The sequence below is a fragment of the Rhodanobacter sp. FW021-MT20 genome, assembly GCF_041107475.1.
GTDB lineage: Bacteria > Pseudomonadota > Gammaproteobacteria > Xanthomonadales > Rhodanobacteraceae > Rhodanobacter_A > Rhodanobacter_A glycinis.
On the sequence record NZ_JBGBPX010000002.1, the window covers coordinates 1 to 18,514 of the forward strand.

Below are 18,514 nucleotides of genomic sequence, written 5' to 3' on the forward strand. Positions count from 1 at the left end.
CTGCCGAAAAACCCGTGGACGCATGCGGCTCAACAGGTGGTCGGGTAAAGGTCAACCACACGAATCGAGAGAGAGCCGAAAAGAGGCCTTCAACGACCTGCGAAGGAACTCCATTGATGCTTTGGCCCATAGATCTCCCTTTTGCGCAGCGTAACGCAGCGACTGCGAATCCTCCAGCTGCCACGCCGGCAGAAGGAGACTCCGACTCGCGTTATCCCGGGTTGATCGACAATGCGATAGGAATGCGGAGTTCTTCTCACGCATCACTGGATCATAGATCTCTGCGCCTTCAGCATAGCGCTCACGTTCTCTGTAAAGGACGAAGTCCGGCAAGTCGACAGCTATTGGCCACCGAAGAATGGGCAAAGGTGCTGCCGGAAACGAAGACTCATAGGGCAAATACATCGGCCCAAGATCAAGCAACTGGCCGCCAGCTAGCACCCAGTAATGTGAAGGAGGGCCATCGTGGGTTGTGCCGAATCCTTGGAGAGTCATCTGCGCGCCATCACGGGATACTACGGTGCAAATGAAGTCGCCTCCCACAAGATGTGCGGAGATCCCCTCGTCATGCAGTAGTGCGGCGATCCCGAACGAAGCATACATGCAACGCTTATAGAAGTCGGTCGGAAAGAACTCGCGAAGGGAAGTGTCTGCGATTGCCAATGCTTGGCCAACTGGATCTCTAGCGGGCATGAAGGTCAGAAGTGGAGTGTTGGACGATGAAATTCTTGCCCTATCATCTCTTGGGTTGGGCAAGAAGGGACCAAGCATTGATGCAAGTAGTAGTTGGCCATATAGTCCACATAGGGGAAGGGTCCGCTGCCGTCCCGTGTAGGGGGTAACTGTACTGCGGTGCACAGGGGGAGGAAATATGCCACGCTCAATTGAGCAGGGTTTCAGTGACTTTTTGGAAAAGCTCAAGGCCAAGATTCCGGAATCTCAAGCCGCAACGAATCATCGCGCCTCGATAGAGGCATGTTTGAGGAGCAACTTCGGCCTCAACAGGTTCGTCAGGATTGGTTCTTTCGGCAACGGAACTAGCGTGTCCGGGTACAGCGACGTGGATTACCTTGCCTCCATACCGGCCAATGAGGTTACGGCTTCGTCCAGCTACTTCCTGACGAAGGTACGCAATGCATTAGATACGAGATTTCCACTCACGGGTGTTCGCATCGATACTCCTGCAGTTGTCGTTCCTTTCGGCACATATAAATCTGAGACGACAGAGGTTGTACCGGCTGGCTACGTGACACAGAACACCTACAAGGTCTACAAGATCGCCGATGGCGATGGCGGATGGATGAACATCAGCCCAGACGCACATAATGACTATGTGAGCACAATAGACACGAAACTAGGTGGAAAGGTCAGGCCATTGATTCGTTTCATCAAGGCTTGGAAGTTCTATAGAGGTGTTCCAATCTCGTCCTTCTACCTGGAAATGTTTACGGCCCGCTATGCGAGCACCGAGACGAGCATTGTTTACTCGATTGATATAAAGCGAGTCCTGCGACAGCTAGTGGATCGCGAACTGCCCAACATGTACGATCCCACTGGGGTCGGAGGGACGATTAAGCCTTGCAAGACAGCCCTGTCCCACGCAGACGCATTGTCGAAGACGGGTACGGCGTCAACAAGGGCGGGAAAAGCATATGACGCTGAATTGCGCGGCGATACCAAAGGTGCGTTCGATTGGTGGTCACTGCTCTATGACGGACACTTTCCGACGTATTACCTGTGATGAATAGCATTCCAAACGTCCAGAATGATCCGGCGCAACTACACAAGTTGGCCGCTCAGCGACAGTTGTATGGTACGGCGAAGAGAATCCTCGCGTGGCAGCTGATCCTCACTGGACCCATCGCAACACTATCGGCATTGTTTGCAATTGCTTATCCAGAGGCGCGACCTTTTGTCGCGATCTGGGGCGCTACTATCATACTAGTAGATCTTTTCTGGCTCAGTGAGTGGCAAAAGCAAAAGCGCGAACAAGGTGCAAAAGCTCAGGAATCGTTCGATTGCGATGTTCTGAATCTGCCATGGAATCAGTTGAAGGCTGGCTCGAAATTGGACCCTGAGCTGATCAAAGAGCAATCCGACGCTTACCAAGCATGGGCAGTCCGCATGCCGACACTTCGAGACTGGTATCCCATCGAATTCGGACAGCTCCCACTTCATGTTGCCAGGATTGCCTGTCAGAGGACCAATTGCTGGTGGGATGGAAAGCAACGTAGGCATTACGGGGTAGTGGTTCTGTCGGCGATCGTGGTAGTTCTGATGCTCGTACTGGCTGCTGCACTTTTTGCTTCCGTTTCGTACAGAGATCTAGTGGTAGTCGTCCTCATTCCGCTCGCGCCAATGATTGTTACCGGGACTCGGCAGTACAGGGAACACACCCAGACCGCCGAACGTTGTGACAAACTGAAAGAGCATGCGAATTCGATCTGGGCACAGGCTATGTCTGGCGCATCAGCAGGGAGGTTGAAGAAAGCTTGCAGAGAGCTCCAAGATGAGATCTGCGAGGGACGCAAGCGGAGCCCGCCAGTTTTCGATTGGATGTTTCGACGGCTTCGAAATCGGTATGAAGGCCAGATGTCTTTTGGAGCGGGAGAGTTGGTCGCGGAAGCGACAGCCAAGCTCAGGTTATAGTCGAAGCACATGGATTAGTGCCCATCGCCTCTAGTAGTCACTTGCTGTGAGCAGCACCTTTGAGAATAGAGAATCAATGCCCACCCGGCCCTTCTCTCGAACTTAGCGCGGCTTGGCCGACAAACCTGCTTATAGGCAGGCCAAATTTTCCAGGTAAAGGGAATCATTGATACCCGTCGATGTCGCGCTTCTAGCGCGAAGGCGGCCATGAACCTCATGGTCGGCCGCACACGACCCGAAGCGAAGCCATAGGGTCAGGTTCATTTACCTGAGCGTCAACTCAACCTTTCGCAGGTTCAAACTTCCAAGACGGGATCAGGGCGCAATTCCTATGTTCGGCATGCCCCGCATCATGGTCAGGTCATCCAGGAACTCCGAGACGGGCTCCACGCCCGAAACCATAAGCTGGTCGCGCGCGCGGGTGCAGGCGACGTAGAGCAGGTGGCGTTCGGTGTTGTAGACCTCTTCCATGTCTGCATCGTCGGTAACGGACTCGATGCGCTGCTGCAACGGAACCACTTCGTCGTCACAGGCCATCACGGCTACCGCGCGGAATTCCAGGCCCTTGGCCAGGTGCATCGTGCAGATGGACACATGGCCGGGCGTGGTCTGGGTATGGTCGTCCAGCACCTTGAACGGCAATTCTGCGTGCGCCAAGGCGGCGCGGGCGCGATCCAGTTCGGCAGGCGAGCGCACGAACACGCCCAATTCCTGTGGCGTGATCCCGTCCTCGATGCGCTGGCGCAACCAGTCGCCGACGGTGGCTGACTCAATGTCCGCCGATGGGAAAGAGTTGATTGTCGGCGCGGGGCCGTTGAATACCGAGACCGTGCCGCGGCGTTCCTCGACGTTGCCATCCACATCGGCCACTTCCGGTGCCAGCAGGCGGTCAGCTTGCATGCGGATCTGGTGCGAGGTGCGGTAGTTGATATGCAACGTGCGCGAGCGGCCGCGGATGTCCACGCCCAGCGACTTCCACGAAAACGGCTGCTGGAAGATGCGCTGGCCCAGGTCGCCGGCGAAGAACAACGCATTCGGGCGATCGGCCCCCAGCGCCGCCAGGAACTTCAGCTGCGCCACGTTGATGTCCTGTGCCTCGTCGATCACCGCGAAATCGAACGGCGGATGCCGGCGGTTGGGCAGTTCGTTCGCCAGCCGCCCGAACATGCCTGCGCGGGTGATCCAACCACGCTGCTGCAGTTCGGCGCGAACGTCCTGGCAGATCGACCAGAGCAACGCGCGACGCGCTTCCGGCAGCCGTGTCTTGCGGCCCAGCCGCTGCACGTCGCGGTAGCTTTCCCAGCTGTCCAGTTGCCAACCGTCAACCACGTCCTGCCATTCCGACAGCAGGAAGGATGCGCTGAACTGATGATCGGGGTGCGCCGCTGCTGCTGCGTCCAGCTGGCTGCGAATTTCGTCAATGCTGGCAAGACGGGGGCGGCCGAACTGCAGTTCGTACAGACGTTCGCCAATGGCGTTCATCGCATGGACTTCGATGCGCTCGCCCAGCATGGGCGTGTTACTGATCAGGCGGCGCAGCTTGATGCGCAGTGCATGGGCCAGCGTGTCGGAGAACGTGGCCAGCAGGATGCGACCTTCCGGGTTGGCACGCGCCAAATGCACGGCACGATGCAATGCCACGATGGTCTTGCCCGTACCGGCCGAGCCGGACACCCGCGCCGGACCGCCGTAATCCTTCTCCACCCATTCGCGCTGCGCCGGGTGCAGGAAGATCGTCCACTTGTCCCACGGGAACGCCAGCGCGCGCTCCAGCTCTTCCACGTCGTTCATCGTACGGAAGCGACGCAAGGCATCCGGGTGCTCGAATGGACTGGTCGCCGGTACCGCGACGGCTGCCGGCATCGGCTGTCCGCCCGTCGCCAGTTCCAGCAAGGCTTCCGCCGCCTCGGCCGGCAGATGGTCGGTCAGTTCGAGCAGGGTGTCCTCATTTGCGGCGCGGACGTCCGGCAGCCATTCTTCCGGCACGCCGTAAGCAAGCAAATCACCGTCCGCCACGCCCGCAAAAAGCACCGGTTTGGCCGGAGCAGGCTGTTCGACCTCGACGTACTTCGGAACGGCGATTTCCTCGACCCGCTCGCGAATCTCCACCAACTGCGCTGCGCCGGTCTTCGGATGGGTCTCCAGCTTGCGACGCTCGGCCCACTGGTAGGCCTTGTCGTGGTGATCCACGTAACAAAGCAGCAGGCTCGCCGCAGTCTTGTGCACGATCAGGCGGATATCGCTGCTGACACGCACCGACCAGAAGTTCGGATCCCGTGCGCGATCAAGCTTATGGAAGCTCATGCCCGGGTTGACCGGATTCATCTGCAGGTCGAACGCCGTCGTTTTCACGGCCTTTTGCTCGTCGCCGGTGAGGCGGGCGAGGCTGTCGGTGAAGGTGTCGGCGATGCGGAAGTTCATCTCGCGTCGTTACGATCTACAACGATGCGTGTAGGCAACCGCGTGCCAGAGCGAAGGCTTTGAGCCTCTTGGCGAGCTTTCGGCATTCCTTTTCCGTCGATTTACCAAAATCGATTAAAGCATGCGCCGGCGATTCCGGAAGTGGATCTGGCTGGCACTCCAAACCCACCTCATTGACCTCCTTGCAATCGACTCCCCAGACACCACGAGATTCGAAACCAATTTTGGTTGTGTAGTGTTCAAAAGCAGCGGCAGCAGAAATCTGATCGCCATCATAGGCAGACAACTTGCCATCGTCTTTGGGAAACGGATAAAACGCCTGGCTTGTCAATTTTCCATCCGGGATAAAGTCAGGGTGAACCTGACGCAGGAGAACCGATTCTGGATTCATGCCGATTGCTGCTTGATGTGTTCAGAAAGAAACGCGAAGAACGATTTCCAATCAGAATCAGTTCCCAAAGGGAAGTCCATTTCGATCTCTCCATTTCTATCGCCAAACGAGTGAAAGCTAGCCCGCTCTTCGGCGAGGTCGATGTCTACCGATGGATCACCAACGGCCTCCCATTCCAGCAACAAATTACCATTTGGGGTTGGGGCTATTAGCGGAAGCTGAACTCGCTCTGGATATGCGCCAATTAATTTCTCGGCGACAATTGCAAGCTTGTCGCGATCAGGAGCAATTCCCTGTCCTTCGTACCAGCCATCTTTTAGCTGAATCAAATCGTCGAAACGCATCGCAAGCGGATAATTCTTGGTCACGTCAAGGGACTCGACGGATACCACTCGCTGCAAACGATCCCAAGAATCATACGTGGCCACACCTTTGACCTGAACCTGGTGCCTATTTCGCCCACCAAATTCTCGCGCCCTACTATGGAAACTCTCAGGCATTGGAACAATCGTATGTCCGCCATCTTCGAGCCGAAGTCGAAATGTCGACTTCTCCCAATCAGCCTCCACGATTGAACCCGCAAGATCGACATCTCTTTCGTAATACTGCTCAGCCGCAAGCACCAAATCCTTACGCTTGCCGGGAGTCAAAACACCAACGGTGCCTCCTGCTCTCGGAAGTTCCAACGTTTCGTCTTCGCGGAGCGAGCGCCCGAATTGGTTGAAATGAGAAAGCAGATCTTTAGGGAACTGCGCCGGCAGCGCGGTTACCGGCGCAGCTACGCATTCGGCAACCAAGTCACGCGCGCGTTCAAAGTACGAACTTTCGCCCCCTGTTAAAGCAAGCATTCCTGATATGACCAAGGCCAGAAGCGGCCTGGCGCTTCCGGGATCGATCTTTTCAATATCTAAGTGGAAATTTGAGGAAAAGCCTTTAGGAACACGCTGGCGATCCGGATGCTCTTGCAGGTAAAGATGCTTGGCTAGATCTACGATTAGCGACTCATATGCCGCAAGATCGCGAGCGACGTCCACGGGCAACGTGTGCTCATCGAAACGGAGGCCGGTGAATCGGGGCTGGACGAAGTCAGTTTTCATAACGATCGTCCTGCCTAAGTACCCGAGACCCTGAACACCTTCATCACCTCATCTCCAAGGTGGTTGATGACCTTTACGGCAATCCTACCGGATTTGGGCTTATCAAAGGGGCGCGAGGTGTCGCTATTGAGGGTCGCCCAGGCTTCTTCGTTGATTTCGGCTTTCAGGGTGGTCTTGAGGGACTTATAGGGGTCGTTGGCGCCGAGGAAGTAGGCGTGGCGGACGAAGAAGCTCTCTTCGTTGTAGTCGGTGTCGATGAACCAGCAGGCGATGCCTTCGGCGCCGTCGCTGCGGACTTCGCCGGTATTCGGGTGGAAGACGTCGACGCCGTTGACCTTGACGCGGATTTGGCCGGGTTCGCCATCTTCACCGGCGTCAAGGATGGCGATGTCGGGTTCGCCGAAGATGACGAAGAGGTTGCCCTTGCCGGTGTTCTTGAGGTCGTCGGCCATGTGCAGGTCGGCGTTCATGCGGGCTTTCAGCACCGGGATGCGGCCGAGTTTGTCGAACTCGGAAGACATGGCGTCGTAGTTGAAGGCACAGGTGATCAGCACGTCGAAGTCGGCGTCGCCGGCTTCGCGGGCGGCGGCGACCAGGTCGGGGCGGGAGACGGTGCCGAACTCGGGGCCGATGAAGATGGCAGCGCGTTTTTCCTTGTTGCCCTCCACGTATCGCGCTTCGGCACAGACCAGATCGCCGGGCCAAGGGGTGAGCGCAGTGAAGGTGATCTTGTCGGCCTTGTGCGCCTGCTGCACGCCGGCGGTCTTCAGGTTTTCCAGGATCATCTGCACGAAGTCGCGCTCGTCGCCGTAGCCGGGCTTGTCGTCGCCGACGCCGTCGATCAGTTCGTCGTTTTCGTCGACGCCGAGCACGCGGTGCGGGGACAGGCTTTCGACGGTAAACGGGCCGGCGACGCGGACTTTCTTCTTGTCCTCGTAGGGCTTGTCATAGAGGTATTCGGAATCGGCCTTGGCGGCGATGGAGGCGTCGATCTCGCGCTGGCGGGCGGTGCGTTCGCGCCACCAGTCGGCGTGCAGCTTGCTGGTCGCATCGGGCCATTTCACATCGGCCTCGCGCGGGATTTCCCATTCCTGCCAATGCTTGCCCAGCGCCTTGTTCAACTGTTCGCGCAGGGGTTCCAGCAGTTGCTGGAACTTGTCCCAGATGACGTCGATCTCGGAGTTGTTGGCGATGGATTTCAGCGTGACGTGCGGCACGCGCTCGTAGACGAAGCCGTGGGCGATGTTGCCGTAGGTTGGCTGCGACGAGGGCACGCTTCGGGTGATCTCGGCTTCCTTGTGCTGGCCTTCGGGCGAGTCGGCCAGCAGGTAGTACGGATAGCGCGCGCCCATGATGCGTGCGCGAGCCAGCGCCAGCGCCACGCGTGAGGTATCGAGGGTGATCCAGCGGCGACCCCATTGCTCGGCAACGTAGGCAGTAGTGCCGGAGCCGCATGTCGGGTCAAGCACGAGATCGCCGGGATCAGTAGACATCAGGAGACAGCGCTGAACCACCTTCGTATAGGTTTGAACTACATAGACGTTTTTTGCCGCAAAAGTCGATTGAATCGTGTCATCCCACCAAGCAGTAAGTGCCCGCGCTGGAAAGTCATCCTGATAGCGCGTGTACGTCAAGGTATTTCCAACGGCCTTTAGTCTTTCGGCTTTCGCAAGTACGCTCATGCCACGCTCGTTTGTTTTCCAGAACGACCCCTTTGATGGCTTTAGAAGCTTGCCTTCGAGAGTCACTGGGAAAGCCGTCTTCTCCCCTCCACTTTGCGATGTGATGTTGTCGGTGCGAAACAACCGCCCAAACTTTGGATCGAAATTTCCGCGCTCGTCCGAGGACAGGCGACGCCAACTACCATCGACCGATTCCACATTTGGATACGCATAGGTGTCGTATCCAACGGACATCAACTGCTTTCTATATTTGACCTTCTCCTTGTCTTTCGCATAGAACAAGATCGTGTCGTAAACGACATCAAGGGTCTTCCCACCCAACGCAGAGGTTTTTTTGAAAGGAATCGTGGCGATAGCGTTTTCGTCACCAAATACCTCATCCATCACAGCCCGCACACGGTGCACATTCTCATCCCCGATCTGCACAAAGATCGATCCCGATTCGGTCAGCAGATCGCGCGCCACCGTCAGGCGGTCGCGTAGATAGGTCAGATAGGAATGGATGCCGTCGCGCCACGTATCGCGGAACGCCTTGACCTGTTCCGGCTCGCGGGTGATGTGCTCGGCGTTGCCGTCCTTGACGTCGCGGCTGGTGGTGGACCACTGGAAGTTGGAGTTGAATTTGATGCCGTAGGGCGGATCGAAGTAGATGCACTGCACCTTGCCGCGCAGGCCCTCGCGCTCGGCCAGGCTGGCCATGACCTGCAGCGAATCGCCGAGGATCATGCGGTTCTGCCAGTTGCCGTCGTACTGGTAGAAGTCGGTCTTGTCGGCGCCTTCGGGCAAGCCGTTGAAGTCGCCGAACAGGTCGGCCATGGAGCCGGACTGCAGCTGCGCGCCGGCCTGGCTTTCGCGCTGCAGGTCGTCGATCAATACCTTGGGGTTGACCTTTTCCTGGATGTACAGCGGCGGCGCGTTGACGACGAGGTCGGACCAGTCCTGCTGGTCCTTGCCGCGCCAGACGAGTTGCGGGTCAAGGTCGCGGTTGCGCGACTGCTTCTCGTCGTCCAGCCCCTTGGCGGTGCGCGCGTAGGCGACCTTGACCGGCGTCTGATCCTCCTTCTGCATCACCGACTGGTATTCGGCGGTGGGGATGTTCTTGCGCTTGGCCTCTTTGTGCTTGAGGGTGGCGATGGTCTTGGGGGCGGTGGGCTTGCGCGCCATGCTTGACAACCTTTTCAAATACCGATGTCTTGCCTTCTTTAACTAGCGGAGCTCGCTAGTTAAGGATCCTGGGCTTTCTTTAACCAAGCGATACGCCACTCACGAATCGAGGGCGTCGGGCTTCTTCAGAGATTTCCTGTATTCCGAGGCATGCCGGCGCTCGACCTTCTTCACGTCTTCGGCAGCCGGCAGGTGCTCCGGCCGGATGCCGCGACTGAGCAAGGTGTCGCGCACGGCCTTGTTGTTGGTGACGTGCTCGTGCGAGATGGCCTGTTCGCTGCCAAGCTTGCGCTCGCGTGCGTTGTGGATGGTGATTTCGGTGGCGAAGTCCTTGGCTTTGAGGATGATGGTCGGCGCAAAGTCGGCCAGCGGGCGGCTGGCGGGCACCTTCCAGGCGGCCTTCATGGCCTGCGTGGACTTGCCGAATAGGGCCTGGTCACCCTTGCTGCGGATCAGGGCGAAGTCCTGGTTGCCGCCGGTTTGTTCATAGATGACACCGGAGAGCTCCTTTTCCGTCTGCGTGAGTTTGTGGCGGGCGGATACACGCTCAGCTTCGAGCAGGTGCTGCTCGATCAGCTCGGCGCGCCGGGTCTGGATGGCAAAGTAGGTCTGGGCGAAGGCGATGGCCTCTTTCCTCGGATCGCCGTTCTGGGCGATGAGGTAGCAGGCGTAGCGGGTGAGCATGATATCGTCGATGGATCGCTCTGCCCCCTTGGCCAGCGCGATCATTTTGTTGACGTCAACAAAATGATCGGAGACGGCACGATCAGACAGTTCACAAGCAATTTTTGCCTTTGAAATCACGGTGCTGCTGAAATTTCGCCATTCAGCATAGCCAAGCAGGTATTGCAGATCACGCGCCAGCCAGTACTCGACGCCACTTTCCGTTCGCTGCGCATGAGCCTCGAAATTTTCGGTAAGCGACTGGATCAGCTCGGTTTTCATGCGGTGACCTCCGTTTCCGCGTTGTCCGTGGCGTTTTGGATCATCTGGTCGAACTCGGCTTCGATCTTCCTGGCGAAGTCTTCCTGCATGGCGTAGACGTCGGTGAACTCGGCGAAGGCCCAGCGGCCGTGGGTCTTGAGGTGGTTAACGCCGGGCACCCAGTAGGTGTCCATGGTGGATTTCTTCTCGATGGCGTCTTCGCCGCGGTAGCCCTTGATCTCGACGATGAGGTTGAGGGGGTCGTCATCGCCGTGCCCATCGTCGACCTGCACGATGTAGTCGGGGATGTAGATGCGGTTCCTGGAGCCGAAGCGGTAAGGCACTTCCAGACCCAGGTTGCGGTTCTTGACGTAGGCGCGCACGCGCGGATGGGCTTCGGCGACACGGCAGAACTCGCCTTCCCAGTCGCTGTCGAGGATGGCCCAGTTGACGTGGCAGCGGCGCGCATCGGTTTCCCAGCGCTCGGTGCGCGAGGTGGCGAAGTTGACGTGGCGGGTGGAACCGACCGGGTTGTACGGATCGAGCATGGCCTTCATGGGCCGCTGGCCCATGTGGGCGCGCGTGATGGCGGCGGTGATCTTGTTGCAGGCCATGTCAGCCAGTTCCTGGTACATCAGTTGCGCCGGGTAGGTGTTGCCCTTGCAGACCAGGCAGGTGTCCAGCCACTGGCGGGTGATGCGCTTGGCCTGACCGAACAGATTGAGCTGGGGCTGCTGGTCGGAATCGCGCAGTTTGGTGTAGAGCAGGCGTTGGGTCAGATGGAACAGCACGGTGGACAGGCGCATGTCGCCCAGGTACTTGGGACTGAGGTCGATGCCTTCGCCGACGATACCGGCGTTGCGGGTGACGGAGGGGCCGATCAGGTCCGGGGTCAGCGTCAGCACCGAGTTGTCGTCGAAATCGGCACTCAGTCGATCCTCGGGTAGTTCCACGCGGTAACCAAGCACGCGCGGAAAGCGGATCTCCAAGGCATCACGCTCGGGGCGCACGGCCTTGACCTGTACGGTTTCGCGCGGCGGCTGCGGCGGCGCCACGACAGGCTTGGCGGTGAAGTCGAACGGGATGCCGAGCACGTCGGCATATTCGACGTCGAACAGGCCATCCTGGTTGAGTTCGTAGGACTGGCGGCGCAGCGCGCGGCCGATGACCTGTTCGCACAACAACTGCGTGCCGAAGGCACGTACGCCGAGCACGTGGGTGACGGTGTTGGCGTCCCAGCCTTCGGTGAGCATGGACACCGAGACCACACAGCGGATGGACTCGCCCAGGTGACCGGCGCGGCCGACGGTGTTCATGACTTCGCGCAGCAGGTCCTGGTCGGTGATGGCATCCGCAGCACGCGGGTCGTTGTTGCGGGCGATGATCTCGCGCTTGAAGCGTTCGAGTTCATCGGACGCCATGGTGCGGAAATCCTTGTCCAGCGCGTCGCCCGATTCCAGTTGCTCGCTGTCGATCAGCAAGGTGTGCGGGCGCGGGATGGGGTTGCCGTGTTCGTCGAAGTTGCGGAACAGCGGCAGGCGGCCATTGACGAGTTCGCCGTTGCCGTCGTCGTTCTCGCGCACGAAACCGGAAATGTAGTCGTACACCAGCTTGGAGATCGCGGTGTTCTGGCACACCACGATGAAGCACGGCGGCACGCGGATGCCGGCCTCATTCCACAGTTCGAACGTTCGCGCGTAGTGGTCGTACAGGGCATCCAGCGCGGTCTGCAGTTCCACCGGCAGGCTGAGCGGATCCAAGGCCTTGCCCTTGCCGCGCCCCTTCTTCGGCATTTTCTTGCCGATGTGCTTCCACAGCTCGCGGAACTTGGGCATTTCGCCGCCGGGGATGTTGTCGGCCACCGGCACGCGCGGCAGCTTGACGATGCCGCATTCGATGGCGTCCATCAGCGAGAAGTCGCTCATCGTCCATGGGAACAAGGTGCCTTCGGCGTAGCCGGAGCCGCTGAGGAAGAACGGTGTGGCGGACAGGTCGATGACGCGATGGACGCCGAGCTGGCGGTTGACCGCTTCCAGGCCGGAGATCCACAGGCGGGCGGCTTCGTTGTTGTTTTTCGCCTCTTCCTTGTCGTCGCCCTTCAGCTCGTCAATGTCGATGGTACCGGGCTTTTCCCGATAGCAGTGATGCGCCTCGTCGTTGATGACCAGGACGTTCTTCATGCCCATCAGGTCGGGCATGACGCGCTGGATCATCTGGCCTTCGGTTTCCTGGGTATCGAGCGGCGCACCATCCCTGCCCTGCAGCAGGCGGCGGCCGCCCTTGGACAGCTCCAGCCGCTCGCGCAGCTTGAAGGCGTGGTAGTTGGTGATGACGATCTTGGCGCGCTCGAGGTCGCCCATCATGTCGGCGGGAACTAGTTCGCGGCTCTTGTAGTAACTGTACGGATCGTTCGGCTGCAGCACGCGCAGGCGGTCGCGGATGGTGATGCCGGGGGCGACGATCAGGAAACCGCGGGTGAACCGCTTGCTGTTGGGGTGACGCACGGCGTTGACAGTCTGCCAGGCGATCAGCATGGCCATGACGGTGGTCTTGCCGGCACCGGTGGCCAGTTTCAGGGCCAGCCGCATCAGTTCCGGGTTGGCGTCGCGGTTGGCATTGGCCAGGTGATCGAGGATGTTCTGTGCGGCCTTGCCTAGCTGTGGCGCGACTTCGACCAGCCAGATGGCGGTTTCCACCGCCTCAACCTGACAGAAGAACGGTCGCAGGCCGCTGAACGGGTGATGCCGCCAGTGCTGCAACAGGCGCGCGGTCTCCGGGGTGACGTGCCACTGGCCGGGGTCGGGGATCAGCCGCCAGCGGTCGACCTGCTGGCGTACACCATTGATGAGAGCGCTGTGATACCGCTGCGCATCGGTGGAAAGATCCGCGTCTCCCAATGCAAGATCGCCCTGCTCGCCGCCACCGCTTCGCTTGCGCGGCCTGGGAATAGGCGTAACGAAATCGGCGCCACGACGGCTGTCGATGATCTTCTGGGTGGGCTGGCCGTTTTCGTCGAGTTCCCAGTGACGGGCCGGGTAGTCGTACGGCGAATTGAGAATCGGCCGCTCGAAGAACTGGTTTTCCATGTCACCCCTGTTTTCTGCCGTTCCGGCGCCCTTTGCGGGAACGCTGCAAACTGTATGACGCCTGCGTGTCCCGCGCAAAGAGACCCCACGGGATTCGAAGCACGGCCGTTGCCGGTCAGGCGCCCGCATTCCTGCCGTGCCACATGGGCTTTCGCCCACATCGCTACACAGACTATGGCTTCATGCCGCTCCGGGCCATCCGGGCCTGACCAACGAAGTCATCCGCAGTGTCCCGCTCACCTCATCGCGGCCTTGTTGCGATTCTGGCAGCGTCCTTGGCCGATAGCCACGATTTGGCATTGCCGCAGTGGTGCTACGGCAAAAGGAGAGCCGTCATGGCATGCCCAATTGTGCGCACGCCGTGTTGGACTAGGATACGCACCACCCATCGTCAAGGAACGTCACATGAAGGGATTGAGCCAGCGCATCGTCGATTTCATCGCCGCGCTTGAACCGTCGTACACCCGCCAGTTGGCCGACGGCCACGAGTGTGCGTTGTGGTTGGGCGATGGCACCTTGCTGCTGCCGATGGACGAATCGCATGCCGCCCACGAGGAGGGCTGGGTCGCCGTGCTGTGGCAGGGCGACGGGCAACGCCGTTCGGAAGTGCCGGGAAGCCTGCTGGCCAGTCGGGCCATCCTGCAGCATGCGCAACTGCTCGGTATCGGTCGCGCGCCGGACGTGACAACGGCCACGCGCGAAATCCTGCTGGCGCATTTCACGCGGCGCACCGGCATCACATTGCGCCCGGATACGGCATTGACGGCTGCGCATGATTCGCATCCGGTGCGTGCCGAAGCACGGGCGACGGCGGATCTGCCCGTGATCTGAACCGGCAGCGAGCCGCTCGATGCGGTTCGGGCGGCCACCTCCATGTCGGTGTGATGCACCGCGACGAGCGCCGGTGCCATTTCGGGCGCCCTCCCTGGCGCACCGAATCTTCCTGAAACCAGGGTGCCTTTATTGCACCGTGAAGTCCTTGCTGGACACCGGCTGCCCATTCAGGGAAATCGCCACCTTGTAGCTGCCCGCCGGCCAGCCGCTGGGCTTGCTGATCTGGAACGCGGTGGTGGCCGGGCCGGTCGGTGCGATCGACTTGCTTTCCTCATGCACCGTCTGGCCGTCCTGATAGGTCCATTTGGCGGCCAACGCGGCCGTGCCCGCGCCGGACGTGGTGACAGCGGCGTAGATGGTATCGCTGGGCGCGAAGCTGCTGCTCGGCGTGGCGACCTTCTGGTCCGCCCCGACGGCATTGCCCAGTTCCACGTCCGTCACGCTGACGGACGTGGGCGCTTGAGCCGACGGAGCGGCCGCGCCATCCGGTTGGGCGGTCGGTGGCGGAGTGCCGGCAGGTGTGGCGGTCGGTTCACCCTGCTTGCCGCAGGCGCTCAGCGACAGCGCAACGGCCAGGGACAATACGCCAAGCGTCGTGATGCGATGGTTGATCTTCATGGGTTCGCCTCCTCAGGCTTTGGCGGGGATCTTCAACACCTGGCCAGGTGCAATGCGGTCGGGGTTGTCGAGCTGGTCGCGGTTCGCATCGAAGATGCGATGCCACTCGTTGGCGTTGCCGTAGACGTGTTTGGCGATCTTCGACAGGTTGTCGCCGGAAACGACGGTATAGGTTTGCGCAGCGGCATCCGGCGCCGTCGAGGACGCGCCGCCCTGCACGTCGGAGAAATCCGGCTTGCTCGTCTCGTTGCCCATCGGGCATTCCTCCATTGAAGTGGAGGGACAGGAATAACGGCGCGAAGGTTAGTAGTACGTGAGCGCCCCGTCATTCATGCGGCGATGCTTCAGCTTTGCTGCGACACCAGCCGCCGTGTGCGACGACGCTCGCGACGTGCCGCACGCCAACCTTTCCAGCGGGCGGCGAGGCAGGAGAAGATCACGTACAGCGCCGGCGTGCTGAGCAGGGTAAGGCTCTGCGAGACGAGCAGGCCGCCGATCAGCGCGATGCCCAGCGGACGGCGCAACTCGGAGCCTTCACCCAGGCCGATGGCCAGTGGCGCCGCGGCGAGGATGGCGACCATGGTGGTCATCATGATCGGGCGGAAGCGCACGACGCAGGCCTCGCGCGCCGCTTCCATCGGACTCTTGCCGTGCTCGCGTTCGGCGACCAGGGCGAAGTCGATCATCATGATCGCGTTCTTCTTGACGATGCCTATCAACAGCACCAGCGCGATCTGCGCCACCACCGACAAGTCGGTGTCGGTGATCCACAAGGCCAGCAGCGCACCGACACCGGCAGCGGGCAAGGTGGAAAGGATCGTGATCGGATGGATCAGGTTCTCGTACAACATGCCCAGCACGATGTAGACGGTGAGAATCGCCGCCAGCACCAGCCACAGCATGCCGCCCTGCGCCTGGCGGAAGCGACGGAAGTTGTCGCCCAGGCCGAGGCGGATGTCGCCCGGCATGCGCATGCCGTCCACGGTGTGCTGGATGATCGCGTAGGCCTCGCCCATGCTCACGCCCGGTGCGAGATTGAAGCTGAGGTCCATCGTGGTGTACTGGTTTTCGTGGGTGATCGAGGTGGGCGACAGCCCCGGCACCTGCTTCACCATCGCGGTGATCGGAATCATCTTGCCGCTGGTGGAACTCACGTAGATCTTGTTGAGCGCATCCGGCGTGGCCGTCTGGCTGGGTAGCGCATTGACCACGACCTTGTACTGGTTGAGGTCGGAATAGATGGTGCTGACCTGGCGCTGGCCGAAAGCGTCGTACAGCGCGCCGTCGATGGTGCCGACGGAGACGCCCAGCCGCGCCGCGGTATCGCGGTCGATCACCATGTTCTGCAGCAGGCCGGATTCATCCACGTCACTGCCCACGTCGCGCAACTTGGGGCTTTTCTTCAGCTGGGCAACCAGCTTGGGCAGCCACTCCTGCAACTCGGTCAGGCTGTTGCCCTGCAGCGATACCGAGTACTGCGCGCCCTGGCTGGTGCCGCCACCGCTGGGCAGATCCTGGATCGGACGCAGGCGCACGTTGAGGTCGGGGAAACGGTCGGCCTTGGCGCTCAATCGCGCTAGCGCGGCGAAGGTATCGTCCTTGCGTCCTTGCGCAGGCGTTTTCAGCTGGATGTTGAACGACGCACTGGTGCCGCTGCGACTGCTGCCCAGGCGCGCACCGACCACGGCCACGTCCGGATCGGCCAGCAGCATGTCGGTGATGCGGTCGAGGCGTTTCACCGACTCGTCGAACGACACCGTGGAGCTGGAACTTGCACGCCCCCAGATCAACCCGGTGTCCTGCGGCGGAAACAGCCCGCCCGGCACCACCTTGAGCAGGAAGAACGTGGCGACGATCAATACCAGCGGTGTCAACGCCAGCATGAGCGCATGGCGCAATGCGAAGTCCAGCCCACGCGTGTAGACGCGCAGCATGCCGGCGTGGAAGCCTTCCAGCGCCGCGCCCAGCCGCGACGGCTTTTCCGGCTCGCTGTGACCGCGCAGGAAATGCCCGCACAACGATGGCGTCAGCGTCAGCGACACGATCGCCGACATCACGATCGCCGCCACCAGCGTCATCGTGAACTGATGCATGAACATGCCGGTGATGCCGCCGGCGAACAGCAGCGGAATGAATACCGCGGTCAACGAGGCGGTGATCGAGACGATGGTGAAGCCGATCTCCTTCGCCCCGGCCAGCGTGGCCTCCAGCCGCGACATGCCCGCGTCGATGTGGCGGATGATGTTCTCGATCACCACGATGGCGTCATCCACCACGAAACCGATGGCGATCACCAGCGCCAGCAGGGTGAGGTTGTTGAGCGTGTAGCCAAGGATGTACATCACGCCGAACGCACCGGCCAGCGACAGCGGCACGGTGACCGCGGCGATCAGCGTGGGTGCCAGCCGGCGCAGGAACAGCGCCATCGTCAGCACCACCATCGCCAGCGAGATCAGCAGCGTCACCTGCACCTCGTGCAGCGAGGCGCGGATGGTCGGCGTGTGGTCGAAGAACGGGGTGATCACGGTCCCGGGATGCAGGTAGGCGCGCAGCATCGGCACTTCGGCCTGCACCCGGTCGACGGTGGCGATGACGTTGGCGTCGGCCTGCTTGTACACGTACATCAGGATCGCCGGCTTGCCCTGGAACCAGGCCGCCTGGTAGGCGTCCTCGGTGCCGGCATAGACATGTGCCACGTCGGACAGCCGCACCGGCACGCCATTGTGCATGGCGATCACCAGCTTGGCGAAATCGTCGGCCGTGTGCAGCGAATCGTTCGCGGTGACGATCATCTGCGTCTTGCCGTTACTCAGGAAACCCTGCGGCGAGGTGACGTTGGCGGCGGTGAGCGCGTTGCGCAACTGGTCCGGCGACAAGCCCATGGAGTTCAGCGCACGCAGGTTCACGTCGACCCGGATCGCCGGCGTGGCGGCGCCGGCAATATCCACCGAGGAAACCCCGGGTATCTGCCTGATCCGCTGCGCCAGCAACGAATCGGCCACGTCGTACAGATCCGCCGCCGACTGCGTTTCCGAGGTCAGCGCGAAGGCGATGATCGGATCGTCGTTGGGATTGGCCTTGCGGTAGCTCGGTGCGCCGTTGAGTCCGGAGGGGAGATCCGGCAAGGCGGCATTGATCGCCGCCTGCACGTCGCGCGCGGCGGAATCCAGGTTGCGTCCGTCCTGGAAGAACATCAGCACGAAGGTGCTGCCTTCGGAACTGTGCGACCGCATGGAGTCGATGCCGGCCACCTGGCCCAGGTGGCGTTCCAGCGGTGCGGCCACGGTGGAGGCCATGGTGGTGGCACTGGCGCCGGCCTGGCTGGCCTGCACGAAGATCACCGGGAACTGCATGTCCGGCAGTGCCGACACGCCGAGCAGCGAGTAGCAGATCATGCCGATGACGAACACGCCCATCGCCAGCAACGAGGTACCGATCGGGCGGCGGATGAACGGGGCACAGATGTTCATGCGTTACGGCAACTCACGGCGCGGTGGAAACGTTCGACAACGGAATCATGCATCTTTCACTCAACGCGCGAGCCGCGCCCGGGTTGAACCGGAACCGCGAAAACCGAAAAGGCACCCCGGGATTCCGGGGTGCCGTGGAAGTCATGCGGCGACGTGCGACATGGCTGACCCGGGCCGC

12 protein-coding genes are annotated in these 18,514 nt (G+C 60.7%); 3 read left to right on the forward strand and 9 right to left on the reverse strand.

Annotated features, from left to right (window positions below; translation table 11 throughout):
• Nucleotides 1–871: 871 nt before the first annotated feature.
• Both AB7849_RS03150 and AB7849_RS03155 read left to right on the forward strand, forming a co-directional pair.
• Nucleotides 872–1,741 (forward strand): nucleotidyltransferase domain-containing protein, encoded by an 870-nt coding sequence (locus AB7849_RS03150; protein ID WP_008216309.1) that lies wholly within the window; start codon nucleotides 872–874, stop codon nucleotides 1,739–1,741.
• On the forward strand, nucleotides 1,741–2,649 hold the full coding sequence (locus tag AB7849_RS03155; RefSeq protein WP_008216310.1) for an S-4TM family putative pore-forming effector: 909 nt from the start codon (nucleotides 1,741–1,743) through the stop codon (nucleotides 2,647–2,649). Before AB7849_RS03150 ends, AB7849_RS03155 begins: the two co-directional genes overlap by 1 nt.
• 315 nt (nucleotides 2,650–2,964) lie before the next feature.
• On the opposite strand, the gene AB7849_RS03160 is transcribed toward AB7849_RS03155, so the two are convergent.
• The 6 genes from AB7849_RS03160 to AB7849_RS03185 form a co-directional block, all read right to left on the reverse strand.
• Nucleotides 2,965–5,070, reverse strand: a complete 2,106-nt coding sequence (locus AB7849_RS03160; RefSeq protein ID WP_369500541.1) for a 3'-5' exonuclease — start codon at nucleotides 5,068–5,070, stop codon at nucleotides 2,965–2,967.
• A gap of 16 nt (nucleotides 5,071–5,086) precedes the next feature.
• On the reverse strand, nucleotides 5,087–5,461 hold the full coding sequence (locus AB7849_RS03165; RefSeq protein ID WP_192810859.1) for a hypothetical protein: 375 nt from the start codon (nucleotides 5,459–5,461) through the stop codon (nucleotides 5,087–5,089).
• Complete coding sequence (locus tag AB7849_RS03170; protein WP_008216312.1) at nucleotides 5,458–6,558, reverse strand: hypothetical protein; 1,101 nt, start codon at nucleotides 6,556–6,558, stop codon at nucleotides 5,458–5,460. Before AB7849_RS03170 ends, AB7849_RS03165 begins: the two co-directional genes overlap by 4 nt.
• Nucleotides 6,559–6,572: 14 nt before the next feature.
• Nucleotides 6,573–9,404, reverse strand: a complete 2,832-nt coding sequence (locus AB7849_RS03175) for a site-specific DNA-methyltransferase (RefSeq protein WP_008216314.1) — start codon at nucleotides 9,402–9,404, stop codon at nucleotides 6,573–6,575.
• A gap of 99 nt (nucleotides 9,405–9,503) precedes the next feature.
• The gene (gene dinD / locus AB7849_RS03180; protein ID WP_008216315.1) at nucleotides 9,504–10,349 is read right to left on the reverse strand and encodes a DNA damage-inducible protein D; all 846 of its coding nucleotides are present in this window, start codon (nucleotides 10,347–10,349) and stop codon (nucleotides 9,504–9,506) included.
• Nucleotides 10,346–13,414, reverse strand: coding sequence for a BPTD_3080 family restriction endonuclease (locus AB7849_RS03185; RefSeq protein WP_369500542.1), 3,069 nt, complete (start codon nucleotides 13,412–13,414; stop codon nucleotides 10,346–10,348). The genes dinD and AB7849_RS03185 overlap by 4 nt, the downstream gene beginning before the upstream one ends.
• Before the next feature lie 405 nt (nucleotides 13,415–13,819).
• Here AB7849_RS03185 and AB7849_RS03190 point away from each other — a divergent pair, with 405 nt between their 5' ends.
• Complete coding sequence (locus AB7849_RS03190) at nucleotides 13,820–14,245, forward strand: hypothetical protein (protein ID WP_008216317.1); 426 nt, start codon at nucleotides 13,820–13,822, stop codon at nucleotides 14,243–14,245.
• Between the two features lie 129 nt (nucleotides 14,246–14,374).
• Here AB7849_RS03190 and AB7849_RS03195 read toward each other — a convergent pair whose 3' ends face one another.
• The 3 genes from AB7849_RS03195 to AB7849_RS03205 form a co-directional block, all read right to left on the reverse strand.
• Nucleotides 14,375–14,866, reverse strand: a complete 492-nt coding sequence (locus AB7849_RS03195; RefSeq protein ID WP_008216320.1) for a hypothetical protein — start codon at nucleotides 14,864–14,866, stop codon at nucleotides 14,375–14,377.
• Between the two features lie 12 nt (nucleotides 14,867–14,878).
• Entirely contained in the window at nucleotides 14,879–15,121 is a 243-nt protein-coding gene (locus AB7849_RS03200) for a LysM peptidoglycan-binding domain-containing protein (RefSeq protein WP_008216322.1), read from the reverse strand.
• A gap of 89 nt (nucleotides 15,122–15,210) precedes the next feature.
• Nucleotides 15,211–18,336 carry an efflux RND transporter permease subunit gene (locus AB7849_RS03205; RefSeq protein WP_008216329.1) on the reverse strand — a complete coding sequence of 1,042 codons (3,126 nt, stop codon included), beginning with the start codon at nucleotides 18,334–18,336 and terminating at the stop codon, nucleotides 15,211–15,213.
• Nucleotides 18,337–18,514: the final 178 nt, after the last annotated feature.